26 protein-coding genes are annotated in these 25596 nt (G+C 70.0%); 17 read left to right on the plus strand and 9 right to left on the minus strand.

Annotation, left to right across the window (positions count from 1 at the left end; translation table 11 throughout):
- Positions 1–106 precede the first annotated feature (106 nt).
- The 7 genes from dapD to ACFQUV_RS14425 all read right to left on the minus strand — a co-directional run bounded on the left by dapD (position 107) and on the right by ACFQUV_RS14425 (position 7443).
- On the minus strand, positions 107–952 hold the full coding sequence (gene dapD / locus ACFQUV_RS14395; protein ID WP_111384608.1) for a 2,3,4,5-tetrahydropyridine-2,6-dicarboxylate N-succinyltransferase: 846 nt from the start codon (positions 950–952) through the stop codon (positions 107–109).
- Positions 953–1022: 70 nt separating this feature from the next.
- The gene (locus ACFQUV_RS14400; RefSeq protein WP_129609036.1) at positions 1023–1760 is read right to left on the minus strand and encodes a pyrimidine 5'-nucleotidase; all 738 of its coding nucleotides are present in this window, start codon (positions 1758–1760) and stop codon (positions 1023–1025) included.
- 109 nt (positions 1761–1869) lie between these two features.
- On the minus strand, positions 1870–2877 hold the full coding sequence (locus tag ACFQUV_RS14405) for a DUF1036 domain-containing protein (RefSeq protein ID WP_129609035.1): 1008 nt from the start codon (positions 2875–2877) through the stop codon (positions 1870–1872).
- 82 nt (positions 2878–2959) lie between these two features.
- Positions 2960–4552, minus strand: a complete 1593-nt coding sequence (locus tag ACFQUV_RS14410) for a B12-binding domain-containing radical SAM protein (RefSeq protein WP_129609054.1) — start codon at positions 4550–4552, stop codon at positions 2960–2962.
- A 215-nt stretch (positions 4553–4767) separates the two neighbouring features.
- Positions 4768–5652: an acetylglutamate kinase gene (gene argB / locus ACFQUV_RS14415; protein WP_111384611.1), complete on the minus strand. Its 885-nt coding sequence runs from the start codon at positions 5650–5652 to the stop codon at positions 4768–4770.
- 129 nt (positions 5653–5781) lie between these two features.
- Positions 5782–6549 carry a GntR family transcriptional regulator gene (locus ACFQUV_RS14420; RefSeq protein ID WP_165363871.1) on the minus strand — a complete coding sequence of 256 codons (768 nt, stop codon included), beginning with the start codon at positions 6547–6549 and terminating at the stop codon, positions 5782–5784.
- A gap of 102 nt (positions 6550–6651) precedes the next feature.
- The gene (locus ACFQUV_RS14425; protein ID WP_129609033.1) at positions 6652–7443 is read right to left on the minus strand and encodes an enoyl-CoA hydratase; all 792 of its coding nucleotides are present in this window, start codon (positions 7441–7443) and stop codon (positions 6652–6654) included.
- Positions 7444–7854: 411 nt separating this feature from the next.
- Between ACFQUV_RS14425 and ACFQUV_RS14430 the strand changes: the two genes are divergently transcribed.
- The 14 genes from ACFQUV_RS14430 (at position 7855) to ACFQUV_RS14495 (ending at position 20836) form a co-directional block, all read left to right on the plus strand.
- Positions 7855–8880 (plus strand): lysylphosphatidylglycerol synthase domain-containing protein, encoded by a 1026-nt coding sequence (locus ACFQUV_RS14430; RefSeq protein WP_111384616.1) that lies wholly within the window; start codon positions 7855–7857, stop codon positions 8878–8880.
- Positions 8881–8988: 108 nt separating this feature from the next.
- Positions 8989–10362: a cell wall metabolism sensor histidine kinase WalK gene (locus ACFQUV_RS14435; protein ID WP_129609032.1), complete on the plus strand. Its 1374-nt coding sequence runs from the start codon at positions 8989–8991 to the stop codon at positions 10360–10362.
- A gap of 211 nt (positions 10363–10573) precedes the next feature.
- The gene (pstS, locus tag ACFQUV_RS14440) at positions 10574–11632 is read left to right on the plus strand and encodes a phosphate ABC transporter substrate-binding protein PstS (protein WP_111384930.1); all 1059 of its coding nucleotides are present in this window, start codon (positions 10574–10576) and stop codon (positions 11630–11632) included.
- A gap of 170 nt (positions 11633–11802) precedes the next feature.
- Positions 11803–12795, plus strand: a complete 993-nt coding sequence (pstC, locus tag ACFQUV_RS14445) for a phosphate ABC transporter permease subunit PstC (RefSeq protein ID WP_244601572.1) — start codon at positions 11803–11805, stop codon at positions 12793–12795.
- A gap of 4 nt (positions 12796–12799) precedes the next feature.
- Positions 12800–13639: a phosphate ABC transporter permease PstA gene (gene pstA, locus ACFQUV_RS14450; RefSeq protein WP_129609030.1), complete on the plus strand. Its 840-nt coding sequence runs from the start codon at positions 12800–12802 to the stop codon at positions 13637–13639.
- Complete coding sequence (gene pstB / locus ACFQUV_RS14455; RefSeq protein ID WP_129609029.1) at positions 13636–14469, plus strand: phosphate ABC transporter ATP-binding protein PstB; 834 nt, start codon at positions 13636–13638, stop codon at positions 14467–14469. The genes pstA and pstB overlap by 4 nt, the downstream gene beginning before the upstream one ends.
- A 76-nt stretch (positions 14470–14545) precedes the next feature.
- Positions 14546–15259, plus strand: a complete 714-nt coding sequence (gene phoU / locus ACFQUV_RS14460) for a phosphate signaling complex protein PhoU (RefSeq protein WP_111384934.1) — start codon at positions 14546–14548, stop codon at positions 15257–15259.
- 58 nt (positions 15260–15317) lie between these two features.
- The gene (gene phoB, locus ACFQUV_RS14465; protein WP_111384935.1) at positions 15318–16019 is read left to right on the plus strand and encodes a phosphate regulon transcriptional regulator PhoB; all 702 of its coding nucleotides are present in this window, start codon (positions 15318–15320) and stop codon (positions 16017–16019) included.
- A 93-nt stretch (positions 16020–16112) separates the two neighbouring features.
- Entirely contained in the window at positions 16113–16730 is a 618-nt protein-coding gene (locus ACFQUV_RS14470) for a hypothetical protein (RefSeq protein ID WP_129609028.1), read from the plus strand.
- Positions 16731–16885: 155 nt separating this feature from the next.
- Positions 16886–17119, plus strand: coding sequence for a hypothetical protein (locus ACFQUV_RS14475; RefSeq protein WP_129609027.1), 234 nt, complete (start codon positions 16886–16888; stop codon positions 17117–17119).
- Complete coding sequence (locus ACFQUV_RS14480) at positions 17116–18603, plus strand: TolC family protein (protein WP_244601571.1); 1488 nt, start codon at positions 17116–17118, stop codon at positions 18601–18603. The genes ACFQUV_RS14475 and ACFQUV_RS14480 overlap by 4 nt, the downstream gene beginning before the upstream one ends.
- 16 nt (positions 18604–18619) lie before the next feature.
- Positions 18620–20023 carry a multicopper oxidase family protein gene (locus ACFQUV_RS14485; RefSeq protein WP_129609026.1) on the plus strand — a complete coding sequence of 468 codons (1404 nt, stop codon included), beginning with the start codon at positions 18620–18622 and terminating at the stop codon, positions 20021–20023.
- A gap of 11 nt (positions 20024–20034) precedes the next feature.
- Positions 20035–20505, plus strand: a complete 471-nt coding sequence (locus tag ACFQUV_RS14490) for a plastocyanin/azurin family copper-binding protein (protein ID WP_129609025.1) — start codon at positions 20035–20037, stop codon at positions 20503–20505.
- Between the two features lie 25 nt (positions 20506–20530).
- The gene (locus ACFQUV_RS14495; protein ID WP_371851705.1) at positions 20531–20836 is read left to right on the plus strand and encodes a copper-binding protein; all 306 of its coding nucleotides are present in this window, start codon (positions 20531–20533) and stop codon (positions 20834–20836) included.
- A gap of 105 nt (positions 20837–20941) precedes the next feature.
- Here the strand turns inward: ACFQUV_RS14495 and ACFQUV_RS14500 are convergent, their stop codons facing one another.
- Positions 20942–21442: a GcrA family cell cycle regulator gene (locus ACFQUV_RS14500; RefSeq protein WP_111384940.1), complete on the minus strand. Its 501-nt coding sequence runs from the start codon at positions 21440–21442 to the stop codon at positions 20942–20944.
- A gap of 406 nt (positions 21443–21848) precedes the next feature.
- Here ACFQUV_RS14500 and ACFQUV_RS14505 point away from each other — a divergent pair, with 406 nt between their 5' ends.
- The 3 genes from ACFQUV_RS14505 (at position 21849) to ACFQUV_RS14515 (ending at position 25105) form a co-directional block, all read left to right on the plus strand.
- A complete protein-coding gene (locus ACFQUV_RS14505; RefSeq protein ID WP_129609024.1) occupies positions 21849–23069 on the plus strand; it encodes an aspartate aminotransferase family protein in 1221 nt (406 codons plus the stop codon).
- Complete coding sequence (gene argF, locus ACFQUV_RS14510) at positions 23066–23998, plus strand: ornithine carbamoyltransferase (protein WP_129609023.1); 933 nt, start codon at positions 23066–23068, stop codon at positions 23996–23998. The genes ACFQUV_RS14505 and argF overlap by 4 nt, the downstream gene beginning before the upstream one ends.
- Positions 23999–24112: 114 nt before the next feature.
- Entirely contained in the window at positions 24113–25105 is a 993-nt protein-coding gene (locus ACFQUV_RS14515) for an Hsp33 family molecular chaperone (RefSeq protein WP_129609022.1), read from the plus strand.
- A gap of 16 nt (positions 25106–25121) precedes the next feature.
- Here ACFQUV_RS14515 and apaG read toward each other — a convergent pair whose 3' ends face one another.
- Positions 25122–25517, minus strand: coding sequence for a Co2+/Mg2+ efflux protein ApaG (apaG, locus tag ACFQUV_RS14520; RefSeq protein WP_111384944.1), 396 nt, complete (start codon positions 25515–25517; stop codon positions 25122–25124).
- Positions 25518–25596: the final 79 nt, after the last annotated feature.

Here is a 25596-nt window from a genome sequence, read left to right on the forward strand (position 1 = left end):
GCGCCGTGGAATGGAGCGTCTCGACCCGCCGCGCGAGCCGCCGCCTCGACGCGGGGCCCGTTCGGCCCGGCCGGCGCCACGGGCGGCCGTCGAACCTCCGCCCCGGTCAGTCGCGCAGCAGCTCGTTGATGCTGGTCTTGGCGCGGGTCTTCTCGTCGACCCGCTTGACGATGACGGCACAGTAGAGGCCCGGCCCCGGCGAGCCGTCCTTCAGCGGCTTGCCGGGCAGCGTGCCCGGCACCACCACCGAATAGGCCGGCACCTCGCCGGTGACGACGGCGCCGGTCTCGCGGTCGACGATCTTGGTCGAGGCGCCGAGATAGACCCCCATGGAGAGCACCGCGCCGCGGCGCACGACGACGCCCTCGGCGACCTCGGCGCGGGCGCCGACGAAGCAGTCGTCCTCGATGATCACCGGGCCGGCCTGCAACGGCTCCAGCACGCCGCCGATGCCGGCGCCGCCCGAGATGTGACAGTTCTTGCCGATCTGGGCGCAGGACCCGACCGTCGCCCAGGTGTCGATCATGGTGCCGGTGTCGACATAGGCGCCGAGATTGACGAAGGACGGCATCAGCACCACGCCGGGCGCCACATAGGCGGAGCGCCGCACGATGGCGCCGGGCACGGCACGAAAGCCGGCCTCGCGGAACTGCGCCTCGCCCCAGCCGTCGAACTTGGACGGCACCTTGTCCCACCAGCCGGCCCGGCCGGGACCGCCCGGAATGACGCTCATGTCGTTGAGGCGGAACGACAGCAGCACCGCCTTCTTGAGCCACTGGTTGACCCGCCAGGAGCCATCGGGCTGCGGCTCGGCGACCCGCTCCTCGCCGGCGTCGAGCAGGCGCAGCGCCCGGTCGACCGCGCCGCGCAGCGGACCCGCGGTATCCGGGCCGATCTCGCTGCGGCGTTCGAATGCCTCGTCGATGGTGCGGGCAAGCTCGGCGTGCGACATGGAGCGATCCTCGGAAACGCGAAGGCGCCGCGTTGTCGGGGCAGCCGGGAGCGATGTCAAGGGTGGCCGGTCAAGCGGTCGCAGGGATGCCTCGGGCGCGCAGGACCTCTTCCAGGAAGCCGGTGAGATCGTCGGTCACGTGGTCCACATGGGGGGCGTCGTGGCCCTCCAGCTCCCAGTGCTCGCGGAACACCTCGCGGGTCTTCTCCGGCACCACCAGCACGGTCACCATGCCGAGGGCGTGCGGAACCGCCAGGTTGCGGGCGAGGTCCTCGAACAGCGCCGCCCGGGCCGGATCGACGCCGTGGCGAGCCAGGAACTTGTCGTAGACCTCGGGAAACGGCTTGGGCTCCAGCGCGCCGGCGACGATGTCGAAGACGTCCTCGAAGCAGTGGTCGATCTCGAGCCGGGCGAGCACCGCCTCGGCGTGCGCCCGGGTGCCGTTGGTGAGGATCAGCTTGCGGCCGGGCAGCCGCTCCAGGGCGTCGCCGAGGGCGGGATTGGGCGTCAGCGGCGAATGATCGATGCGATGCACGTAGTCGAGGAAGTGGTCCGGATCGAGACCGTGCTCGATCATCAGGCCGCGCATGCTGGTGCCGAACCGCTTGTAGTAGTCCTTCTGGACGCGGAACGCCTCGTCGTGGGTGACGGCGAGGAACTCCGCGATGTAATCGCGGATGCGGCCGTCGACCTGCTGCCACAGGTTGAGGTGGTGCGGATAGAGGGTGTTGTCGAGATCGAACACCCAGGTCTCGACATGGTCGAACCGGCGGGTGGCGTCGGACGGTGCGGGGGCGATGCTGGACATGCGGACGTCTTAGAGCATTTTCCGGCGAAGTGGGACCCGGTTCTCCGGCAGGCATGTCGAGGCAGGCGCGCCGTGGCGCGACCGCCCAGTTGATCAGCCGGATCTCGGATCACTCCTGGAAACGCACCGTGGCGCTCGGCTTGCCGGTGAGGTCCACCACGGCGAAGCCGGTGGCGTCGAGGCCGGCGGCGCCGCAATCCTTGTGGTCGCCGAGCTCGAAGCGCGCCTCGCGGGTGCACAGCATGGTGCCGCCGCCCCAGGCGAGCCGCCGGTCGCCGCGCCGCACCGGCTGGCCGTCGCCGTCCACAGCTTCGCCGTAGCTGAACACCCGGCGCGGCTTGCCGACGACATCCGGGCGGACGCATTTGCCCGGCTCGACCCGGTACCAGCCGCGCGCCACCAGGGCGCCCTTCTCCTCCACGGCGATCGCCGCCATCACGGCGAAGCGAGTGTCGTTGCACCAGGAGAAACCCGAGGCGGCGGGCTGCTGGGCCGCCTCCATCAGGGCATCGAACACGCCCGCGCCGGTGGCCGCATCGGCCGGCAGGCCGCGGTCCTTGAGGAACTGGGCGATGGCGGCGTCGGTCTTGGGGCCGCTCACGCCGTCGATCGGATGGGCGTCGTAGCCGGCCAGCACCAGCAGGCGCTGAATGCCGGCGCGGCGGGCCTGCTCGTCGGAATACTCGGCCTCCTCGGCCAGCGCCGCCACCAGCCGCCCCGCCGCCTCGGACGGCTTCACGGCGGCGAAGCGGGCGAAGCGCTGCGGCGGCCGGCAGGCGCGCGCCGCCGCAATCACGAAGTCGCCGGTGCCGACGCACAGATCGGCGTGGCCGCTCATCGGCTCCGGCGACGGCCCATAGAGCGGCAGCGCCTTCGCATGCAGGAACACCTGCTCGGCCGTCACCTCGCCGGTGAGCACGGTGCGGCACTGGCCGGGATCGAGGCGGAACCAGCCGCGGGTCGCGGTGGCACCCTTCTCCTCGATGCCGATCGCCGCCTCGACCACGAAGCTCAGCCGGTTGCAGAGATCGAGATCCGCGCGGGCCGGCCCGCTGCCGAGCAACGTGGCGGCGAGCACCGCGGCGCCGATGGCGGACCGCACGGCCGTTCTCCGCATGACTCCCTCCGCGAGCCGAATCGCCCTCGCGGACAGGCATGAAGCGCCGCCGCGGCGGCCGCAAGGGGCGGCGGGGCGGACCTCAGTGCAGGGCGGCCTGCCGCTCGACCGTGACGGCCATCGGCGGCACCGCCGCGGCGGCGTCCAGCTCGGCGATGCGGCGATCGATCACCGCGATGGCGTGCCGCGAGAACGGGCCGAGATGAAGATAGAACGCCATCAGCAGCACGATGTAGCGCAGCGCCCCGGGGTTCGACTTCGCCACCTCGACGAACACCTTCCAGAACGGCTCGCGCGCCTCCGGCAGCGCCGACATGATCTTGTGGACCGCCTCGATGCCGCCGACCCGCCGACGGACGTCGCCCTCCGGCAGCTCGCGGCGTCGGTCGGAGCGGTCCATCATGGCGGCGAGCCGCGCCAGCCGCCCCGCATAGGCAGACGGCTCGAACACGTTGGCGAGCACCGTGCGGTAGTCGACCAGGATGTCACGCAGCGGCCGCTTGGTGTCGAAGTTGCAGCCGAGCGTGCACTGGTCGCCGCCCGTATCGACGTGCATCCGGTCGTGGCCCGGATGCAGCCGGCCCTCCTTCTCCAGCCGCCGGGTGAGCTGGGTGTTCGGCAACGCATAGAGCAGGCCGACCATGCAGACCGGGATCGCGCACTCCTCGATGAAATCGGTCATCGACTGGGCGATCGACACCTTCTCGCTGTCGAAGCCGACGATGAAGCCGGCCGTCACGAACATGCCGTAGCTGTAGATCTTGTGGATGCACTCGGCGATGTTGCGCTTGGTGTTCTGCTTCTTGCGCATCTGCACCAGCGTCTCGGGATCGGGGCTCTCGATGCCGACGAAGACCGCGAAGAAGTTGGCGTCCTTCATGGCTTGCAGCATCTCGTCATCGTCGGCGAGATTGATCGATGCCTCGGTCGAGAACTCGAACGGGTAGTCGCGCTCGACGAGCCACGCCTTCAGGCGCGGCATCAGGGTGCGGATGTTCTTCTTGTTACCGATGAAGTTGTCGTCGACGAAATCGACATGACCGCGATAGCCGCGGTCGTAGAGCGCCTGGAGCTCGGCGAGAATCTGATCGTTCGTCTTGGTGCGCGGCACCCGGCCATACAGCTCGATGATGTCGCAGAACTCGCAGGTGAACGGACAGCCGCGGGCGTACTGCACCCCGATATAGAGATACTGGTCGAGCTTCAGCAGGTCCCAGCGCGGCAGCGGCGTCCTGGTGATGTCGGCCTGGTACTTCTCGGCGGTGAACACGCCACTGCGGTCGCCGCGCTCGAACGCCGTGATGAAATCGTCGATCACCAGCTCGGCCTCGCCGATCACCTGGAAATCCGCAGCCGCGTAGAGATGCGGGCTCGACGAGACGTCCGGCCCGCCGACGCAGACCGGCTTGCCGTGCTGGTGGACGAGATCGATCAGATGCAGGAAGTCGGGCTGCTGGTTGAGCATGCCGCCGATCATCACCAGGTCGGCCCAGGCGAGATCGTCGTCGGTCAGCGTCTCGGTGTTGCGGTTGACGAGACGGATGTCCCAGCCCGACGGCAGCATGGCGGCCACCGTGATCAGGCCGAGCGGCGCCGCCGGATACTTGGCGCCGACCAGCTCGCAGGCGGCCTTGTAGTGCCAGAACGAGTCCTTGATGAACTCGGGATAGATCATCAGCACGCGAGGGGGACGGGCAGTCACGTCGGGGGGCTCCACGGCTGGCCGGTCGGATCGGACACGGCCACCTTGCACGGATCACCCGGCGCACTCAAGCACTCACGCGGGGCCGACACCCCGCCACCCGGGCGCGGCGGCGCCAAGGCGGCGGTTTCGTGTCGGCACCGTGACGGCAATGCGGGACTCGGCCCCGCCGTGCGCTCGGGAGTCGATCAGGGGTGGATCAGGGTGCCGGCGCCGAGATCAGTCAAGAGCTCGAGCAGCACCGCGTGCTCGACCTTGCCGTCGAGAATCACCACGCCCTGCACGCCCGCCTCCAGCGCGTAGATGCAGGTCTCGACCTTGGGGATCATGCCGCCCGTGATGGTGCCGTCGGCGATCAGCCGGCGGGCGTCGTCGATCGACAGCTCCTTGATGAGCTGCTTCGACTTGTCGAGCACGCCGGGCACGTCGGTGAGCAGCAGCAGGCGCTTGGCCTTCAGGGCACCGGCGACGGCACCCGCGAAGGTGTCGGCATTGACGTTGTAGGTGCCGCCCTCGACCGAGGTGGCGATCGGCGCCAGCACCGGAATGAGGTCGCGGCCGAGAATCTGGTCGAGCACCGCAGTGTCGACCGTCTCGGGCTCGCCGACGAAGCCGAGATCGACGATCTGCTCGATATGCGAGCCGGGGTCCACCACGGTGCGGCCGACCTTGCGGGCCGTCACCATGTTGCCGTCCTTGCCGCACAGGCCGACCGCGCGGCCGCCGGCCTCGTTGATGAAGCCGACGATCTGCTTGTTGATCGAGCCGGCCAGCACCATCTCGACGATCTCGATGGTGGCGGCGTCGGTGATGCGCAAGCCCGCCGCGAACTCCGACTTGATGCCGAGCCGCTGGAGCATGCCGCCGATCTGCGGGCCGCCCCCATGCACCACCACCGGGTTGATGGCGGTCTGCTCCAGCAGCACGATGTCGCGGGCGAAGCTCCGGGCCGCGGCCTCCTGGCCCATGGCGTGGCCGCCATACTTCACCACCACGATCTCCTCGTCGTAGCGCTGCATGTGCGGCAGCGCCTCGATGAGCACGCGGGCGATCTCGTGCGGCGATACGGTCATGGGAGTCCTCGAGCGACGGGCGCGATACGGCGACGAGCCGGTTCGGGCGCCTTTTACCGGGACGCGCCGCCGCGGGGAAGGGCCGACGGACCCACACGGACCAGTCGCCGACCGCAGCCGTCGCGCCGGTCACGCCCGGACATACTGCGGGTGCTCGGCCTGGAGGGTGTGGACAGGGGCGAGGGCGCCGGCCAGGTGGTCGCGCATCCGCGCCTGCGCCTTGTCGGGATTGCCGGCCGCGATCGACTTAAGGATGCGGCCGTGCTCGCGGACCACCTCGCGCATCCGGCCGGCGACGGGCCGCTGGAGATGGCGGATGCGGTCGATCTGGCCGCTGTGCCGGCGCACCACGTCGAACAGATCGGGAGCGCCGGCGAGCGCCAGGAGGCGCCGGTGGAAGGTCTCGTCGAGCGCCGCGAAGCCGGCGGTGTCGCCGGCCTCGGCACGGTCGAGCTGGGCGGCCAGCGCCAACTGGAGCTCCGGCACGAAGTCGCGCTCGGCGGCGCCGGCCAGGAGGCGCACGGCCTCCTGCTCGACGGCGCGGCGCAGCACCTGTGCCTGGCGGACCGCGACGAGGTCGATGAGGCTGACCCGGGTGGCGCTCTGCGGCACGATGTCCACCAGGCCGTCGCGGGCGAGCCGCAGCAGCGCGTCGCGCAGCGGCGTCGAGCTGACCCCGAAGCGCGCCTGGAGGTCGGCCCGGTCGATGACAGCCCCGGGCACCAGATCGAGCCTGACGATCATCTGCCGCAGCCGCTCATAGACGGCCTCGCCGGTGAGCCGCGCCGGATCGCCGCCATCGCCGGGCGGCAGGTTCGCCGGCGTGGCATCGGCAGAGATCGGGGTCAGGGCCGCCGGCCCGGCCTGGGAGCCAGCGGCAGCAGGATCGGTGGCCATGACGCCGACCATGCCGCTGATGCATCAGTAAAGCAATCTAATGCAGCAGCGACCGCACCGCGGGCGCCACAACGCCGTCCGGCCGATCACGTCCGTCCCGAGCTACCGCCCCTCGAACTCCGGCTTGCGCTTCTCCATGAAGGCGCGGCGGCCCTCGACATAGTCGCGGCTGTCGAAGCAGGCCCGCACCATGGCGTCGCAGCGGGCGAGATCGCGCTCGCCCGGGTCCTTCACGGCCTCGCCGACCGCCACCTTGGCGGCCGCCACGGTGAGCGGCGCGTTCTCGGCGATCTGGCCCGCATAGTCGCGCACATAGGCGTCGAGCTCGTCGTGGGCGACGACCTGGTTGACGAGGCCCATCTGGTGCGCCTCGGCGGCGGTGAACTGCCGCGCCGTGAACAGGATCTCCTTGGCGAAGGCGGGACCGACGAGGTCGACGATCCGCGTCAGCCCGCCATAGGCGTAGCCGATGCCGAGCCGGGCGGCCGGCACCGCGAAGCGCGAGTTGTCGGAGCAGATGCGGAGATCGCAGCACACCGCGATCGCGACCCCGCCGCCGAGGCAGTAGCCGCGGATCATCGCGACCGTCGGCTTGGGAAAGGCGGCGAGCAGCGCGGTGGTGCGCTCGACCGCGGCATTGTAGCGCTCGTAGGCCGCCACGTCGGCGCGCTCGTCCTCGAAGCGCGAGATGTCGGCACCCGACACGAAGGCCTTGCCGCCGGCGCCGGTGAGCACCACCACCCGCACGGCCGGATCGGCCGCGAAGCCTTCGAGCAGCGTGCCGGCCGCCTCCCACATGTCGAGCGAGACGGCGTTGTGCCGCTCGGGATTGTTGAAGGTCAGGATGCCGACCCCGTCCTCGGTGTGGGCCAGCATCTTGTCGGTCTCTGTCATGGCGGCTCCCTCCCGGCCTCCCGCCGGTCTCGCGTGTTCGTGAGATGGCGCGCCGGGCCGTGACGTCGGGTGGACGCTCTCGGCCACCCGTCGGCCACCCCGTCGGCCGGCGCGGCGCGGCGGCGAAACGCCGCAAGTCCTTCGGTCGTCTTCAAATCCTGGCTCGCGGATCGCCTCTTGCAATGCCGGTTGCGCCCGTCCGACCCGTCGCGGCGCCGACCTTCCCCGATGCGACGGTTCTTGTCCACCTCACCGCGAGCAACGCCCTGCCCCCGGGCCGCGCCGGGCGCGGTTCCGGGTCGCGGTCCCGGCGCTCGCCTTCGGCACAGCGTTCTGTTAGACGCGAACTGACGGCCATCGCCGGGGAGATGCCGTCCCACGCCTCGCCTGCTCGGGAGATCCAGATCGCGCATGTACGACCGGCTGCGGGTGGCGGCGGATGCCTTCGATCGGACGATCGGCTGGCACCGCGTGGGTTTCCTGGCGAGCCTCGCGGTCATCGCGGCGGCCGCCGTGGTGCTGTGGCACACGCTCCAGGGCATCGACACCGACGAGGTGATCCATGCCCTACGCGGCTTCTCCTGGCGTGACATCGGGCTGGCGGCCGGCTTCGTGGCGGCCGGCTACTTCACCCTGACCTTTTATGACGAGTTCGCGCTGCACACGATCGGCCGGAGCGAGGTGCCCTACCGGGTGGCGGCGCTCGCCGGCTTCACCAGCTACGCGGTCGGCCACAATGTCGGGGCCAGCGCCTTCACGGGCGGCGCGGTGCGCTACCGCGTCTACTCGATGCACGGCCTGTCGGCCATCGAGGTGGCCAAGGTCTGCTTCATCGCTGGCTTCACCTTCTGGCTCGGCAACGCCACCGTGCTGGGGCTCGGCATCACCTGGGCGCCGGAGGCGGCCTCGTCCATCAACCAGGTGCCGGCCTGGATCAACCGGACGCTGGCGATCATCACCCTGATCGTGCTCGCCACCTATGTGGGCTGGGTGTGGCGAACCCCGCGGGTGATCGGCCGCAGCAACTGGGAGGTGACGCTGCCGGGCGGGCCGCTGACCCTGTTGCAGATCGGCATCGGCATCGTCGATCTCGGCTGCTGCGCCGCCGCCATGTACATGCTGGTGCCGCACGAACCCTATATCGGCTTCGTCACGGTGGCGGTCATCTTCGTGGCCGCCACCCTGCTGGGCTTCGCCAGCCATTCGCCGGGCGGGCTCGGGGTGTTCGACGCGGCCATGCTGGTCGCGCTGATGCAGTACGACAAGGAGCAGCTGCTCGCCGGCTTGCTGCTGTTCCGCCTGCTGTACTATCTCGTGCCGTTCGCGCTGGCGCTGGCGATTCTCGGCTGCCGGGAGCTGTGGCTCGGGATGCGGCGCGCCCGCGGCGGGGCCCCGGCGCAGCCCGGCCCCGAAAGCGCCGATCACCGGCCCGGCTGAGCGGCGGCGCTCCCAATCCGGCGAGCCGGTGCGGCGCCGGACTGTCGTGTGCCGAACCGGCGGATGGCCCGCCGGGCTGACGGCCGCCACGATGACTGCGGAGTCGCCATGCCTTCGACCGAGGAGCGGCCGTCGGGCCGCGAGCCCCTGCGCCGGCGGATCGCCGCCGTGGCGGACGGCTGGTCGCGCCTGCGCCTGGTGCTCCCGGTCGCCGTGCTGGCGGTCGGCGTGGCGGTCGCGGCCGGCGAGCTGCGCGGCGTGCCCGCCGCCCTGATCGTCGCCGCCATCGCGGCGGCGGCGGTGGCCGACATGCGCCGCAGCGGTGGCGGCAAGGCGGCGGCGGTGAGCGACGTCGACGGTCAACCCGAGACCGACGATCCGCTCGTCGACGTGGTGGTGTCGGGCCTCGCCGATCCGGTGATCGTGCTGGAGCCGAGCGGCCTGGTGCGCGCCTTCAACCGCCGCGCCGCCGAGCTGGCGCCGGCGCTGGCGACCGCCCGCCCGCTCTCCTTCGCGCTGCGCCATCCGGGGGTTCTCGACGCCGTCCGCAAGGCCGCCGAAGGAACCGCGCCGGAGCGCGTCGAGATGTTCCAGAGAGTCCCGGCGGAACGCTGGTGGGAGGCGGTGGTCGCCCCGGTGCAGCGGCCGCGGCCGGCCGGCGGTGCCGCGCGCGTCGGTATCGCCCGGCGCGACCGGCTGCTGGTCGTCACCTTCCACGACCTGACGCCGCTGCGCCGCTCCGAGCAGATGCGCGTCGACTTCATCGCCAATGCCAGCCACGAGCTGCGCACCCCGCTCGCTTCGCTGTCCGGCTTCATCGACACCTTGCAGGGACCGGCGCGCGCCGACGCCGCCGCGCGCGAACGCTTCCTCGGTATCATGAAGGCGCAGGCCGGCCGCATGGCGCGGCTGATAGACGACCTGCTGTCGCTGTCGCGCATCGAGCTGAAGGTGCATATCCGCCCGGAGAGCCCGGTCGAGCTGGTGCTGCTGCTGCGCCAGGTCACCGACGGCTTGCAGCCGATCGCCGGCGAGCGCGGCGTGGTGATCGTGTTCGAGCCGCCGGACGGCGCCGTCACCGTCGCGGGCGACCGCGACGAGCTTGTGCGCGCCTTCGAGAACCTGGTGGAGAACGGCCTGAAATACGGCGCCAGCGGCGGCCGCGTCGAGCTCGCCATCGCCTGCGAGACCGGGCCGCAGGGGCGCGAGGCGGTGGTCTCGATCCGCGACTACGGACCCGGCATCGCGCCCGAGCATCTGCCGCGGCTGACCGAGCGGTTCTATCGTGCCGACGTGGCGGAAAGCCGCGCTCAGGGCGGCACCGGACTCGGCCTGGCCCTCGTCAAGCACATCCTGCAACGACACCGCGGCCGCCTCGCGATCGACAGCGCGCCCGGCGCCGGCGCCCTCTTCACGGTCCGCCTGCCGATTGTGACAGAAACTCCGCCTACACGAGAAAGTGACGCGGCATCCGCCGCTTAGGCATTCATCCAACTGTCATGATCAGGCCCTAGAACAGCTCCGGCACGGTCTAGGCCGTGCCGCCGGCCCGCCGCGATCCCCGATGAACGGACGGCCGGCCCGACACCGATAGGGACAGCGACAGACCCGCATCGACCATCCAGCATTGAGCCGGAGCGGCGGTGCGATTGCGTCCGCCTCGTGCGGTGCATCCACGACAGGAGACCTCCCCGTGAAGCTTCACCGAACCCTCATCGCGGCCGGCGCCATCGTGGCGTCGTCGGTCCTGGCGGCGTCGCTCGCGCCCGCGGTGGCCGCCGACATCTCGGGTGCCGGCGCCACCTTCCCGTACCCGATCTACGCGAAGTGGGCCGACACCTACAAGAAGGAGACCGGGATCGGCCTCAACTATCAGTCGATCGGCTCCGGCGGCGGCATCAAGCAGATCCAGGCCAAGACCGTGACGTTCGGCGCCACCGACGCGCCGCTCAAGGGCCCGCAGCTCGAGAAGGACGGCCTCGTCCAGTTCCCGATGGTGATGGGCGGCATCGTGCCGGTCATCAATGTCGACGGCATCAAGCCGGGCGATCTGGTGCTCGACGGTCCGACGCTCGCCAAGATGTTCCTCGGCGACATCAAGAGCTGGGACGACCCGGCGATCGCCAAGCTCAACCCGTCGGTCAAGCTGCCCAAGCAGGCGATCGCCGTGGTGCATCGCTCGGACGGCTCCGGCACCACCTTCAACTTCACCGACTACCTGGTGAAGGTCAGCCCCGAGTGGAAGGATCGGGTGGGCTCCGCCACCTCGGTGCAGTGGCCGACCGGCATCGGCGCCAAGGGCAACGAAGGTGTCGCCAACAACGTCGCGCAGACCAAGGGCTCGATCGGCTACGTCGAGTACGCCTATGCCAAGCAGAACAAGCTGACCCACACCCGGCTGACCAACAAGGACGGCAAGGCCGTCGCGCCCGAGATGAAGTCGTTCCAGGCCGCGGCCGCCAGCGCCGACTGGACCTCGGTTCCCGGCTACGGCGTGATCATCACCGACCAGCCCGGCGCCGACACCTGGCCGATCACCACCGCGACCTGGATTCTGATGCACAAGCAGCCGACCGATCCGGCGGTCGCCGCCGACGCCCTCAAGTTCTTCGCCTGGGCCTACGAGAAGGGCGACAAGATGGCCGAGGAGCTCGACTACATCCCGATGCCCGAGAACGTCGTCGCCAGCGTCAAGAAGACCTGGGCGGCCGAGATCAAGGACGCGAGCGGCAAGCCGCTGTTCGGAATGTAGCTCCGGGTTTTCCACCGCACGCCCCTCGGGAGGGGGCTCGACGGCCCCCTCCTCTCGCGTCCGACGACGGGCCGGCGTATCGTCCGGCGGGCCGCACCGCACCCGCCCCGCTGCCACTCTGGCGGCCGTCGTCTGGAGAGAACTCAGTCATGCTTCGGCGGAGACAGCCCGTGGTCGACCTTGCTCTGCGTGACGCTCCCGCCGCCGTGTCGTCCCCGCCCGATCGTCTTCGGTTGCTGGGTCGTCTGCGGCTGATCGACGGCTCGTTCCGCACCATCACATTCGCGGCCGCCGTCTCGGTGCTGGTGATCCTCGGCGGCGTCATCGTGGCGCTGATCGAAGGCGCGCTGCCGGCCTTGCAGGCGTTCGGCCTCGATTTCCTCACCACCTCGCGCTGGAACCCGGTGACCGAGAAGTTCGGCGCGCTGGCGCCGATCTACGGCACGCTCGTCACCTCGCTGATCGCCATGACGATCGCGGTGCCGTTCGGCATCCTCATCGCGATGTTCCTGACCGAGCTGTGCCCGATGTGGCTGCGCCGGCCGATCGGCATCGCCATCGAGCTGCTCGCCGGCATCCCCAGCATCATCTACGGCATCTGGGGCCTGTTCGTGTTCGCGCCCTTCTTGCAGCACACGTTGCAGCCGGCGCTGATCGACCTGTTCGGCCCGGTGCCGATCCTCTCGACCCTGTTCGCCGGGCCGCCCTACGGCATCGGCGTGCTGACCGCCGGGCTCATCCTCGCCATCATGGTGCTGCCCTTCGTCACCTCGATCTCGCGCGACGTGTTCGAGGCGGTGCCGCCGGTGCTCAAGGAGGCGGCCTACGGCCTCGGCTGCACCACCTGGGAGGTGTTCCGCCACGTGGTCATTCCGTTCGCCCGAGTCGGCGTCACCGGCGGCGTCATGCTGGGCCTCGGCCGCGCCCTCGGCGAGACCATGGCGGTGACCTTCGTGATCGGCAACGCGCACCGCATCTCCGGCTCGCTGCTCGCTCCCGGCACCACCATCTCGGCCACCATCGCCAACGAGTTCACCGAGGCGCTGGGCGACCTCTACACCTCGTCGCTGGTCGCGCTCGGCCTCATTCTCTTCGTCATCACCTTCGTGGTGCTGGCCATCGCGCGCTACATGCTGATGCGCATCGAACGGAAGATCGGGTGACGCCATGATGCTCTATCGACGTCGCCGCTTCGCCAACAGTGTGGTGATGACGCTGTCGGTCGTCGCCACCGTGATCGGTCTCGGCTGGCTGGTACTGGTGCTCGGCGCCCTGCTGTGGAACGGCTTCGGCAGCCTGTCGGTGGCGGTGTTCACCGAGATGACGCCGCCGCCCGGCAGCGCCGGCGGCCTGCTCAACCCGATCGTCGGCAGCCTGATGATGTCGGGCGTGGCGGTCGCCATCGGCACGCCGATCGGCATCCTGGCCGGCACCTACATGGCCGAGTATGGCCGCTACTCGATGCTGACCAGCGTGGTGCGCTTCATCAACGACATCCTGCTCAGCGCCCCCTCGATCGTGGTCGGCCTGTTCATCTACGAGGTGGTGGTACGGCCGCTCGGCCACTTCTCCGGCATCGCCGGCTCGCTGGCGCTCGCCGTGCTGGTGGTGCCGGTGGTGGTGCGCACCACCGAGGACATGCTGCTGACGGTGCCGAAGGAGCTGCGCGAGGCGGCCACCGCGCTCGGCCTGCCGCGCTCGCATGTCATCGCCAACGTGTCGTACCGGGCGGCGCGCGCCGGCATCGTCACCGGCATCCTGCTGGCGATCGCGCGGATCAGCGGCGAGACCGCGCCGCTGCTGTTCACGGCCCTGAACAATCAGTTCTTCTCGGCCGACATGACGCAGCCGCTGGCGAGCCTGCCGGTGGTGATCTTCCAGTTCGCCATGAGCCCCTATCCGGACTGGCAGAAGCTCGCCTGGGCCGGCGCCCTGATCATCACCTTCGCGGTGCTCGCGCTGTCGATCTCGGCGCGCGCCCTCTCGGCCACGAGGACCAATTCATGAGCTCCACCGGCCTGTCCCACGGATCGAACACGGTTCCGGCTCCGGTCGTCGCGGCGCGCGCCGCCCTGGCGGACGCCGACGAGAAGGTCGCCATCCGGAACGTCGATTTCTACTACGGCGACAACCGCGCCCTGAGGAGCATCTCGGTCTCGCTCTACGCCCGGCGCGTCACTGCGTTCATCGGCCCGTCCGGCTGCGGCAAGTCGACCCTGCTGCGCATCCTCAACCGCATCTACGACCTCTACCCGAACCAGCGGGCCGAGGGCGAGGTGCTGCTCGACGGCAACAACATCCTGGACGCCAAGCAGGACCTCAACCTGCTGCGAGCGCGCGTCGGGATGGTGTTCCAGAAGCCGACGCCGTTCCCGATGTCGATCTACGAGAACATCGCCTTCGGCATCCGACTCTACGAGCCGCTGCCGAAATCCGAGATGGACGGCCGCGTCGAGCAGGCGCTCAAGCGCGCCGCCCTGTGGAACGAGGTGAAGGACAAGCTTTCGGCCAACGGGCTCAGCCTCTCGGGCGGCCAGCAGCAGCGCCTGTGCATCGCCCGTACGGTCGCGGTGCAGCCGGAGGTGATCCTGCTCGATGAGCCCTGCTCGGCTCTCGACCCGATCTCGACCGCCAAGATCGAGGAGCTGATCGACGAGCTGAAGACCGACTACACGATCGCCATCGTGACCCACAACATGCAGCAGGCGGCCCGCGTCTCCGACTACACGGCGTTCATGTATCTCGGCGAGCTGGTCGAGTTCGACACCACCAGCAAGATGTTCACCTCGCCGGTCGACCCGCGGACCCAGGACTACATCACCGGACGGTTCGGCTGACCGCCGCTCCCACCGGCCCCGCCCCGACCCGGTTCCCGACACCGCGTCCCGGCCAAGATCAGGAAGGGTGACGTCCATGATGGACCACACGCACAAGGCGTTCGACAGCGACCTGCAAGAGCTCGGCCGCATGGTCGCCGAGATGGGCGGGCTCGCCGAGCAGCAGATCGTCGACGCCGTCGACGCGCTGTCGCGCCGCGACCTCACCGTGGCCCAGCGTGTCATCGCCGGCGACACCCGCATCGACGTCCTCCAGCGCGAGGTCGAGGCGCGGGCGATCCTCACCATCGCGCGCCGGCAGCCGATGGCGGTCGACCTGCGCGAGGTGGTCGGCTCGCTGCGGATCTCCAACGACCTCGAGCGGATCGGCGATCTCGCCAAGAACATCGCCAAGCGGGTGGTGGCGCTCGACAGCGAGTTCCTCACCCAGAAGGTGATGCGCGGCGTCGAGCACATGACCGAGCTGGTGCTGTCGCAGATCAAGGACGTGCTCGACGCCTATGCGCGCCGCGACCTCGCCAAGGCGATCGGCGTGTGGCGGGCCGACGAGGGCGTCGACGCCGTCAACAACTCGCTGTTCCGCGAGCTCCTGACCTACATGATGGAGGACCCGCGCAACATCGGCATCTGCATCCACCTCCTGTTCTGCGCCAAGAACATCGAGCGGATGGGCGACCACGCCACCAACATCGCCGAGACGGTCTACTACATGATCGAGGGCCGCGCCCTCGCCGACGAGCGGCCGAAGGGCGACACCACGTCCAGCACCGTGGTGCCGTTCGACGCCTGACCCCGTCACCGTCGCGCGCCTCGTCGCGACGGCGATCCCCCGAGAGGAACCACATCGGATGGCCGCACGAATCCTGATCGTCGAGGACGAGGAGCCGCTGACGCTGCTGCTGCGCTACAACCTCGAGGCCGAAGGCTATGCGGTCGACGCCGCCGGACGCGGCGACGACGCCGATCTCCGCCTCAAGGAGAACCCGCCCGATCTCGCCATCGTCGACTGGATGCTGCCGGGCCTGTCGGGCATCGAGCTGATCCGCCGGCTGCGCGGGCGCACCGAGACCCAGCAGCTCCCGGTCATCATGCTGACGGCGCGCGGCGAGGAGGGCGAGCGGGTGCGCGGCCTCGCCACCGGGGCCGACGACTACATCGTCAAGCCGTTCTCGGTGCCCGAGCTGATCGCCCGCATCCGGGCGCTGCTGCGCCGCACCAAGCCGGAGCGCGTCGCCTCGGTGCTCGTCGCCGGCGACATCGAGCTCAACCGCGAGAAGAAGCGGGTGTCGCGCGGCGGGCGCGACGTGCCGCTCGGACCGACCGAGTTCCGCCTGCTGGAATTCCTGATGGAGAATCCCGGCCGCGTGTTCTCGCGCGAGCAGCTTCTCGATCGGGTGTGGGGCCGCGACGTCTACATCGACGAGCGCACCGTCGACGTCCATGTCGGCCGCCTGCGCAAGGCGCTCAACCGGGGCCAGCGCTCCGACCCGATCCGCACCGTGCGCGGTGCCGGCTACGCGCTCAACGACCGCTACGGTGCGGACGCCTGATCGGCACGCTGTGCAATGCAGCGGGCTGTCGCCGGACAGGCGCGTCGACGTGAGAAACGGCAAGATCGCACCCGGCCCGGTGCTCAAGCACCTGTGCGTGTTGTCTCCACGCGACACCGCGCCGGGACCTCGCAGCAATCGACGCCGTTCGTCTTGCCTCCGGGGGCGCAATCCGTATATTCACTTAACATGATGCGACGCGCTTATCCCGGCTTCGTGCTCGTCACGTTGCTCGCCGTTGTCACGGCGGGCCTGGGATGGGCATTGTCGGCCCAGGAGCTGCCGACCGGCATCATCAGGACCGGCATGACCATCGGCGTCGCCGCCCATCATCATGTGAATACGACGTCGCATCATGCTCGGCACTCGCATGCCGGGCAGACGCTGTCCGATCGTGACGAGTCCGGCACGCATTCCGGAGATGCGCAGGAGCACGATAGCGAGGACGGCCTCCAGCGTTCCGCCTCGGCAGCGTTGTCGTGTCACGCGACAGCCGACGCAGCCGGCGGCTGCGACCCGGCGGCCCCGCACAGCACGCCGAACGGCCCCTGCTGCGGCGCCGCCACCTGTCATGCGACGCTCCCGCCCGTCGTTCCGGTCACGGCCATGATGCTGCTGACCGCTGCTGCCGATCCGTCACCGCCCGACCTCGGCTTCGAAAAGTCGCTCGCGGTGCGCCTCGATCGTCCGCCGAGATCGACCGACTGCTAGTCGCCGTCCGCCCCGTCGGGGCGACGCGACCATCGGCTCCGCTCTCCCTGTCCGTTCTCGGGTTGTCCGCCGGCTCCGGCGACGATGCGGCTCGCATCGTTGCCGGCGCGCCCCCGGATGTCCGGTGACCGGGACCGACATCGAGGTTGCTTTCCATGAAGATCGCCGTGCTGGCCGCACTGTCGGCCATCCTGTCCGCATGCTCGGTCCCTCCCCCGATGGCGGTGGGGCTCGATCCTGCCGATCCCGACGTGCCGGTGGCGCCGACACGCTATCGGTCGGTGACGGCCGGCACCGTCGACTACCGTCCGATCGACCCGAAGCCCTGGGCGGAGCAGAACCAGCAGGTCGCACCGAAGCCGAAGTCCGGAGCGGGAGGCCACCGATGACGCCGGCCGCTCGCATGGTCGGCCCCCGGCCGACGCCGCCGCGGCGGCTCGTCGCCCTCGTGCTCGCATCGAGCACCCTCGGCGGCTGCGTCTACTTCTCGCCCGACGGGGCCATGGGGCCGGTCGCCGGACGGGTCGGCCAGTCGATCGGCATGGAGGCCGTCAAGATCGACTCGCCGGCGGCGGCCGCCTACGCCCGCTCGCGTGTGGACGCCCTGCTGAGCCGGCCGCTGGATGCCGACCGCGCGGTCCAGATCGCGCTGCTCAACAATCGCGGCCTGCAAACCGCCTACAACGCACTCGGCGTCTCCGAGGCCGAGTTCGTGCAGGCGAGCCTGCCGCCGAACCCGGCGTTCGGCTTCAGCCGCACCACCACCGGCAGCGAGCTGGAGATCGAGCGCCGCGTGGTCGCCAACGTGCTGGCGCTGATCACCCTGCCGCTGCGCACCGAGATCGCCCGTTCGCAGTTCGAGGCCGATCGCCAGCGCGCCATCGAGGCGACCTTTCGGCTCGCCGCCGAGACGCGGCGGGCCTACTACCGGGCGGTCGCCGCCCGCGAGACGGTGACGTTCCTGGAGCAGGCGCGTCTGTCCGCCGATGCGGCCGCCGACCTGATGCGCAAGCTGGGCGGGACCGGCGAGGCCAAGAAGCTCGATCAGGCCCGTGCCGGCGCCTTCTATGCCGAGGTGTCAAATGCACTCGCCCAGGCGCGGCTGCGGGCCGGCACCGAGCGCGAGGCGCTGACGCGGCTGATGGGTCTGTGGGGCTCCGATCTGGACTTCCGGCTGCCCGGCCGCCTGCCGGCTATGCCGCGAATCCAGACTGTCCAGCAGGCCGAGGAGGCCGCGGTCCGCCAACGGGTCGATCTGATCGCGGCGCGGCTCGAGCTGGACGCCGTCGCCCGCGCCTACGGACTCACCGACGCGACCCGCTTCATCTCGATTCTCAGTGCGTCCGGACGGCGCTCCGAGTCGCGCGACCGCGCTGCGCCATTGGAGCCGCGCAGGGTGTCGCGCGGCTTCGAGGTCGAGCTCCAGGTGCCGCTGTTCGATCTCGGCGAGTCCAACGTGCGGGCCGCGGCCGACATCTACCGCGACGGCGTCAACCGGCTGATCGAGAAGGCTGTCGACGTCCGCTCGGAGGCCCGCGCCGCCTACCTGACCTACCGGGCCAGCCACGACATCGCGACGCTCTATCAGACCCGCATCCTGCCGCTCCGCCGCACCATCAACGAGCAGGTGCAGCTCGAATACAACGGCATGCTGATCGACGTGTTCGAGCTGCTGACCACGGCCCGCGAGAGCATCCAGAGCAACGTCGCCGCGATCGCCGCCAAGCGCGACTTCTTCATCGCCGGCATCGACTTCCAGTGCGCCATCATCGGCGGTGGAGTGAGCGGCGGAAGCGTCGGTATCGGCACCACGATCGCGACGGCCGGCGCAGTGCCCGGACCGCAGGCGGTCGCCGGCGGCGACGGCGACTGATCAGGAGGACAGACCCATGACGTTCTCTCGACGAAACTTTCTCGGCGCGTCCGGGGCCGCGGCCCTGATCGGGGCCGGCACCGTGTCGGGTCGCGTCCAGGCGGCGTCGATTCCGGAGGCGCCGACCATGACGTCGCCCGCCATGCAGCCGCCGCTGGTGCCCACCACCGGCCCTGACTACCAGCCGGTGGTCACCCTCAACGGCTGGACGCTGCCGTGGCGGATGAACGGCGACTGGAAGGAGTTCCACCTGGTCGCCGAGCCGGTGGTGCGCGAGTTCGCGCCGGGCATGGTGGCGCATCTGTGGGGCTACAACGGCCAGTCGCCGGGTCCGACGATCGAGGTGGTCGAAGGCGACAAGGTGCGCATCTTCGTCACCAACAAGCTGCCCGAGCACACCACCATCCATTGGCACGGCATGCTGCTGCCGAACGGCATGGACGGCGTCGGCGGCCTCACCCAGCCGCAGATCAAGCCGGGCCAGACCTTCGTGTACGAGTACGAGATCCGCAAGAGCGGCACCTTCATGTATCACCCCCACGCCGACGAGATGGTGCAGATGGCGATGGGCATGATGGGCTTCCTGGTCGCCCATCCGAAGGACCCGGCATTCCGCCGCGTCGACCGCGACTTCGTCTTCCTGATGGCGAGCTACGACATCGAGCCGGGCTCGTACGTGCCGCGCGTCGCCGAGATGACCGACTTCAACCTGTGGACCTGGAACAGCCGGGTGTGGCCGGGCATCGACCACTTGGTCGTCGGCAAGGGCGACAGGGTGCGCATCCGCTTCGGCAATCTGACCATGACCAACCACCCGATCCACATGCACGGCTACGACTTCAAGGTGTCGTGCACGGACGGCGGCTGGGTGCCGGAAGAAGCGGCGTGGCCCGAGACGACGATCGACTGCGCGGTGGGGCAGATGCGCGCCTTCGACTTCGTCGCCGACGCGCCGGGCGACTGGGCGATCCACTGCCACAAGGCCCACCACACCATGAACGCGATGGGGCATTCGCTGCGCAACTTCATCGGCGTCGACAAGAAGGAGGTCGCCAAGAAGATCCGCCGCCTGATGCCCGACTACATGCCGATGGGCTCGGCCGGCATGGCCGACATGGGCGAGATGGAGATGCCGCTGCCCGAGAACACGCTGCCGATGATGTCCGGCTTCGCCCAGTTCGGGGCGGTCGAGATGGGCGGCATGTTCTCGGTCGTCAAGGTGCGCGAGGGCCTCGCCCGCGGCGACTACAAGGACCCGGGCTGGTTCAAGCACCCCGAGGGCACCGTGGCGTTCGAGTGGAAGGGCCCGGAGCGCAGCGCCGACCGTGCCCCGGCGGGCGCCGGCAAGCCCGCCGCCGATCCCGCCGTCGACGTCAAGGTGGTGAAGCCGCGCGGCCGCTCCGGCCACCACAACCACTGAGGAGAACCGCCATGCTGACACGAAGCCTGTTGGTCGCTCTCGCGGCCCTCACCCTGACGCCGCCGGTGCCGGCGCTCGCCGATCCGGGCCACGGCGCGGCGCGGGCGTATGGCGAGCCCGGCAGCCCGAAGCGATCCTCGCGTGTCGTCGAGATCGTCATGCGCGAGTCCGACGGCCGGATGGAGTTCGTGCCGAACCGGGTCGCCGTCCGCAAGGGCGAGCAGATCCGTTTCGTCATCCGCAACGAGGGCGAGCTCGACCACGAGATGGTGGTCGGCACGCTCGCCGAGAACCTCGCCCATGGCGAGTCGATGCGGAAGAACCCCGACATGGAGCACGACGACCCCAATGCCCGCCGTCTCGCCCCCAAGGGACGGGACGAGCTGGTGTGGCGTTTCACCAAGGCGGGCGAGTTCGATTTCTCCTGCCTGATCCCCGGTCACCGCGAAGCCGGCATGTTCGGCACCGTCACGGTGAAATGACGACCCCTACGACAGGAGCAGACGAATGACCAAGCTGATGGCGATGATGGCCCTGATGGGCACCGTGACGGCGACCGCCATGCTGTCCCCGCCGGCCGCCGCCCAAGGCGCCTCGACCGCCGGCGAGGTGACGAAAGTCGATCAGGCCCAGGGCAAGATCACCCTCAAGCACGGGCCGATCAAGAATCTCGACATGGAAGCCATGACCATGGTGTTCGGTGTCGCCGATCCGGCCATGCTGAACGCCGTGAAGGCGGGCGACAAGGTGCGGTTCGAGGCCGACCGGGTCAACGGCCGCCTGACCGTGACGAAGATCCAGAAGGCCAAGTAACGCCGCCCCGGAGGCTTCGCCCCGGTTAGCGAACCACCGCGGCGTTCCGTCCAGTCGCCGGCCGCTCCGACGAGGACGACCGTCCCGTCGGGGCGGCGGCGCGGATCAGCTCCGCACCAGACGCTTGTCGCGCCGCCGATCGACCGGCTGGTAGGCGATGCGCGCATGATAGGTGCAGTAGGGCAGGCCGTCCGAGGTGCGGCCGCCGCAGAAGAAGAAGTCGGTGGCGCCGGGATCGCCGACCGGCCAGCGGCACTTGCCCTCGCCGAGCTCCAGCAGCGTGCAGCGCTGGCCCATCGGCACCACGGTGGCGACCGCGTCGGCCTCCTGCTCGTACTCGACCTCGTACATCGGCGCGCGCGCCAACGCCGTGTTGCCGCGCATCGCCGGCCGTGCCACCCGCATCATCGGCTGCGCGGCGCGCGGCTTGCGCTGGCGGGGAACCGCCGCGGCCGGGCTCTTGGCCCGCCCCGAGAGGCCCAGCCGGTGAACCTTGCCGATCACCGCATTACGGGTGATCCCTCCGAGCTCGGCGGCGATCTGGCTCGCGGAAAGCCCGTCGTTCCATAGCTTCTTCAGCAGTTCCACGCGCTCGTCGGTCCACATGTGTCCCTCATCGCCCCGCGGCGGCAGGACGAGCTCGCAGAATCCACCATCGCCGCGCGGCGGTGCCTCTCCACCGGCGGGTACGCATGACAGCAGTGAAACCTAGAGAGCAGTCCGCCGCACGAGATGTCGTATGTCTACCTAAAAAACGCTACTATATCGCGCGAGTCCCGCGCAAGAGTCCCCAGTATTGCATCCACAATTCATGGCGCTTTCGAGTCGGCGCGTGGCGCCGTGGTCACGTCCCGTCCGGTTGACACCGCGCCGCACGCTCCTAGAATGCCCGCACCGTGCCGCCCCGTGAGGCGGCACGTCTCGTTTCTGTGCCCGCGAACCACGTCGCTTGCGAGCACATGGCGCCCGCGACCACTTCGACTGCGAACACTCCGACTGCGAACACTCCGACATGTCGCATCTTCTGCCGACCTACGCCCGCGTCGATCTCGCTTTCGAGCGGGGCGAAGGTGCCTGGCTCGTCGCCACCGACGGCACGCGCTATCTGGACTTCACCGGCGGCGTTGCCGTCAACGCCCTCGGCCACGCTCATCCGGCGTTGGTCGCGGCCCTGCGCGAGCAGGCCGACAAGGTCTGGCACGTCTCCAACCTGTTCCGCATCCCGGAGGCCGAGCGGCTGGCCGCGCGCCTGTGCGACGTGACCTTCGCGGACCTGGTGTTCTTCTGCAACTCCGGTGCCGAGGCGCTGGAGGGCGCCATCAAGCTGACGCGCAAGTATCACGCCGCCAACGGCCAGCCGGAACGCTACCGCATCATCACCTTCGAGGGCGCCTTCCACGGCCGCACTCTGGCGACGCTCGCGGCCGGCGGACAGAAGAAGTATCTCGACGGCTTCGGCCCGCCGGTGGACGGCTTCGATCAGGTGCCGTTCGCGGATCTCGATGCCGTCAAGGCGGCCATCGGGCCGCAGACGGCCGGCATCCTGGTCGAGGCGGTGCAGGGCGAGGGCGGTGTCCGGTCGATGCCGCCGGCGACGCTGCGGGCGCTGCGCGAGCTGTGCGACACCCACGGGCTGCTGCTCGCCTTCGACGAGGTGCAGACCGGCCTGGGCCGCACCGGCTCGCTGTTCGCCCATCAGCGGGCCGGCGTCACGCCGGACGTGATGGGCATCGCCAAGGCGCTCGGCGGCGGCTTCCCGGTCGGCGCCTTCCTGGCGACCGCCGAGGCCGCCAAGGGCATGACGGCCGGCACCCACGGCTCGACCTTCGGCGGCAACCCGCTCGCCATGGCGATCGGCAATGCGGTGCTCGACGTGATGCTGGCGCCCGGCTTCCTGGAGGAGGTCGAGCGCAAGGCGCTGCTGCTCAAGCAGCGGCTCGCCGAGATCAAGGACCGGCACCCGACCATCATCCGCGAGGTGCGCGGCGAGGGGCTGCTGCTCGGTCTCGCCTGCGTGGTGCCCAACGACCGGATGGTGGCGGCGCTGCGCGACGAGAAGATGCTGGCGGTCGGCGCCGGCGACAATGTCGTGCGCCTGCTGCCGCCGCTGGTGATCGGCGAGGCGGAGATCGCCGACGCCATCGAGCGGATCGACCGCGCCGCCACCCGCCTCGCGCAGGAGAGCGCGGCATCGTCCCAGAGCACCCCCAAGCTGGAAGGAATCAAGGGGTGAACGGCATTCGACACTTTCTCGATCTGATCGACATCTCGCAGGCGGAGCTGCGCGGCATGCTGGACGCCAGCCGCGCCATGAAGCAGGCCGTCAAGGCGGCGCCCGGCAGCCAGCCGAAGCCGCTCGCCGGCAAGATCCTGGCGATGATCTTCGACCGCCCGTCGACCCGCACCCGGGTGTCGTTCGACGTCGCCATGCGGCAGCTCGGCGGCGACACCATCGTGCTGCACGGCAGCGAGCTCCAGCTCGGCCGCGGCGAAACCATCGGCGACACCGCCGCGGTGCTGTCGCGCTATGTCGACGCCATCATGATCCGCACCCTCGATCACGACCGCGTCGAGGAGCTGGCCCGCCACGCCACCATCCCGGTGATCAACGGCCTCACCAAGCTGTCGCACCCCTGCCAGGTGATGGCCGACGTGATGACCTTCGAGGAGCATCGCGGCCCGATCCGTGGCCGCAAGGTCGCCTGGACGGGCGATGCCTCCAACGTGCTGACCTCGTGGATGCACGCGGCCGAGCGGTTCGGCTTCGAGCTGGCGGTCGCCACGCCGCCCGAGCTGGCGCCGCGGCCGGCGCTCGTGGAGTGGGTGAAGAAGACCGGCGCCGCCATCCACATCGGCACCGATCCCGACGCGGCGGTCGCCGGCGCCGACTGCATCCTCACCGACATGTGGGTGTCGATGGGCGACGACGCCGACGGCGCCCGCCGCCACAACCTGCTCAAGCCCTACCAGGTCAACGAGCGGCTGATGGCCAAGGCCGCCCCCGGCGCGGTGTTCATGCACTGCCTGCCCGCCCATCGCGGCGAGGAGGTCACGGCCGGCGTCATGGACGGACCGCAGTCGGTGGTGTTCGACGAGGCCGAGAACCGCCTGCACGCCCAGAAGGGCATCCTGGCCTGGTGCTTCCAAGCCGCCGCATCGTGACTATCTAGGGCCGACATGGCCGCCGCGGGCGGATGTGCCGGCGGCGCCCGGTCGCGTCGGCGCGCCTCGCACCCCGGTGCCCCCGGACGCCCAGGACACCGCTGACGGAGACCGATGACCGAGACCCCCATCCCGTCCCGCGAGCCCGATACCGTCCCGCACGACGATCTGGTGATCCCGTTCGAGGTGGCGGCGCTCGATGTGCGCGGCCGCGCCGTCCGGCTCGGCCCGATGGTCGACGACATCCTCGCCCGTCACGACTACCCGACGGTGGTATCGCGGCTGCTCGGCGAGGCCGTCGTGCTCACCGTGCTGCTCGGCAGCTCGCTCAAGTTCGACGGCCGCTTCATCCTGCAAACCCAGACCGACGGGCCGGTGCGGATGCTGGTGGTCGACTGGCGCAGCCCCGGGCTGGTGCGCGCCTACGCCCAGTTTGACCATGACGCTGTCGCGGCGCTGGCCAACCCCTCGGATGCCGACCTGCTCGGCCGCGGCCATCTCGCCATGACGATCGACCAGGGCGCCGACATGACCCGCTACCAGGGGCTGGTGGCGCTCGGCGGCGGCACTCTGGAGGAGGCCGCGCACGAATATTTTCTGCGCTCCGAGCAGATCCCCACCCGCGTCCGCCTGGCGGTCGCCGAAGAGTTCGCGGCCGCCGCGGGCGGCGCCCGCCGGCGCTGGCGGGCCGGCGGCCTGATGCTGCAATTCCTGCCCAAGTCCACCGAGCGGATGCGCAGCCCCGATCTCGATCCCGGCGACGCCCCGGAGGGCACCGTTCCGCACGAGGTGCCGGAGGACGAGGCGTGGGTCGAGGGCCAGGCGCTGGTCGCCACGGTGGAGGACCTGGAGCTGCTCGACCCGGCGCTGTCCACCGAGCGGCTGCTCTACCGGCTGTTCCACGAGCACGGGGTGCGGGTGTTCCGCGCCGCCGCCGTCGAGGCGAAATGCTCCTGCTCGCGCGAGCGGGTGGCCGGCATTCTCGGCAGCTTCTCGGCCGAGGAGCGCGTCGCCATGGTGGAGGACGGGCGCATCGGGGTGACCTGCGAGTTCTGCAACACCCGCTACACCTTCACGGCCGACGAGGTGACCGGCCCGACGGCGTGAGGACTGCGGCTCCGCCTCAGTTCACCACCCGCGGCTTGCCGCGCGGGGCGTCGAGCGAAAAGGCCGGAATGGCGATCTCGAAGCGCTCACCGGCCTCCGACACCATCTCGTAGGTGCCGACCATGAAGCCCGAGTCGGTCGGCAGCGGCACTCCGCTGGTGTATTCGTAGGATGCCCCCGGGGCCAGCACCGGCTGCTCGCCCACTACGCCCGCTCCCCGCACCTCCTGAAGCCGTCCGTTCGCATCGGTGATCCGCCAGTGCCGGCTTTCGAGCTGCACCGTCTCGGCGCCGTGATTGGTGATCTCGATCGTGTAGGCCCAGAAGTAGTAACGCTGCTCGGCCGAGGACCGCTCCGGCAGGAAGCGCGGCGTCACCTTGACCTCGATGTCGCGGGTGCGTGCTGTGAACATGGCCCTCGCCGGTCGACAGCCGCGGCGACCGGCCGCGGGACAGGGCGCCAGTATAGCGGCGGCCAGCCGTCTCGCCATG

Source organism: Rhodoplanes sp. P11, assembly GCF_964266735.1.
Taxonomy (GTDB): domain Bacteria; phylum Pseudomonadota; class Alphaproteobacteria; order Rhizobiales; family Xanthobacteraceae; genus Rhodoplanes; species Rhodoplanes serenus.

What these genes read in the sequence shown, in the direction of transcription:
- dapD (WP_111384608.1), bottom strand. Translation starts at nt 952, where the DNA reads ATGTCGCACGCCGAGCTTGCCCGCACCATCGACGAGGCATTCGAACGC.
- ACFQUV_RS14400 (WP_129609036.1), bottom strand. Translation starts at nt 1,760, where the DNA reads ATGTCCAGCATCGCCCCCGCACCGTCCGACGCCACCCGCCGGTTCGAC.
- ACFQUV_RS14405 (WP_129609035.1), bottom strand. Translation starts at nt 2,877, where the DNA reads ATGCGGAGAACGGCCGTGCGGTCCGCCATCGGCGCCGCGGTGCTCGCC.
- ACFQUV_RS14410 (WP_129609054.1), bottom strand. Translation starts at nt 4,552, where the DNA reads ATGATCTATCCCGAGTTCATCAAGGACTCGTTCTGGCACTACAAGGCC.
- argB (WP_111384611.1), bottom strand. Translation starts at nt 5,652, where the DNA reads ATGACCGTATCGCCGCACGAGATCGCCCGCGTGCTCATCGAGGCGCTG.
- ACFQUV_RS14420 (WP_165363871.1), bottom strand. Translation starts at nt 6,549, where the DNA reads ATGGCCACCGATCCTGCTGCCGCTGGCTCCCAGGCCGGGCCGGCGGCC.
- ACFQUV_RS14425 (WP_129609033.1), bottom strand. Translation starts at nt 7,443, where the DNA reads ATGACAGAGACCGACAAGATGCTGGCCCACACCGAGGACGGGGTCGGC.
- ACFQUV_RS14430 (WP_111384616.1), top strand. Translation starts at nt 7,855, where the DNA reads ATGTACGACCGGCTGCGGGTGGCGGCGGATGCCTTCGATCGGACGATC.
- ACFQUV_RS14435 (WP_129609032.1), top strand. Translation starts at nt 8,989, where the DNA reads ATGCCTTCGACCGAGGAGCGGCCGTCGGGCCGCGAGCCCCTGCGCCGG.
- pstA (WP_129609030.1), top strand. Translation starts at nt 12,800, where the DNA reads ATGATGCTCTATCGACGTCGCCGCTTCGCCAACAGTGTGGTGATGACG.
- pstB (WP_129609029.1), top strand. Translation starts at nt 13,636, where the DNA reads ATGAGCTCCACCGGCCTGTCCCACGGATCGAACACGGTTCCGGCTCCG.
- phoU (WP_111384934.1), top strand. Translation starts at nt 14,546, where the DNA reads ATGATGGACCACACGCACAAGGCGTTCGACAGCGACCTGCAAGAGCTC.
- phoB (WP_111384935.1), top strand. Translation starts at nt 15,318, where the DNA reads ATGGCCGCACGAATCCTGATCGTCGAGGACGAGGAGCCGCTGACGCTG.
- ACFQUV_RS14475 (WP_129609027.1), top strand. Translation starts at nt 16,886, where the DNA reads ATGAAGATCGCCGTGCTGGCCGCACTGTCGGCCATCCTGTCCGCATGC.
- ACFQUV_RS14480 (WP_244601571.1), top strand. Translation starts at nt 17,116, where the DNA reads ATGACGCCGGCCGCTCGCATGGTCGGCCCCCGGCCGACGCCGCCGCGG.
- ACFQUV_RS14485 (WP_129609026.1), top strand. Translation starts at nt 18,620, where the DNA reads ATGACGTTCTCTCGACGAAACTTTCTCGGCGCGTCCGGGGCCGCGGCC.
- ACFQUV_RS14490 (WP_129609025.1), top strand. Translation starts at nt 20,035, where the DNA reads ATGCTGACACGAAGCCTGTTGGTCGCTCTCGCGGCCCTCACCCTGACG.
- ACFQUV_RS14495 (WP_371851705.1), top strand. Translation starts at nt 20,531, where the DNA reads ATGACCAAGCTGATGGCGATGATGGCCCTGATGGGCACCGTGACGGCG.
- ACFQUV_RS14500 (WP_111384940.1), bottom strand. Translation starts at nt 21,442, where the DNA reads ATGTGGACCGACGAGCGCGTGGAACTGCTGAAGAAGCTATGGAACGAC.
- ACFQUV_RS14505 (WP_129609024.1), top strand. Translation starts at nt 21,849, where the DNA reads ATGTCGCATCTTCTGCCGACCTACGCCCGCGTCGATCTCGCTTTCGAG.
- ACFQUV_RS14515 (WP_129609022.1), top strand. Translation starts at nt 24,113, where the DNA reads ATGACCGAGACCCCCATCCCGTCCCGCGAGCCCGATACCGTCCCGCAC.
- apaG (WP_111384944.1), bottom strand. Translation starts at nt 25,517, where the DNA reads ATGTTCACAGCACGCACCCGCGACATCGAGGTCAAGGTGACGCCGCGC.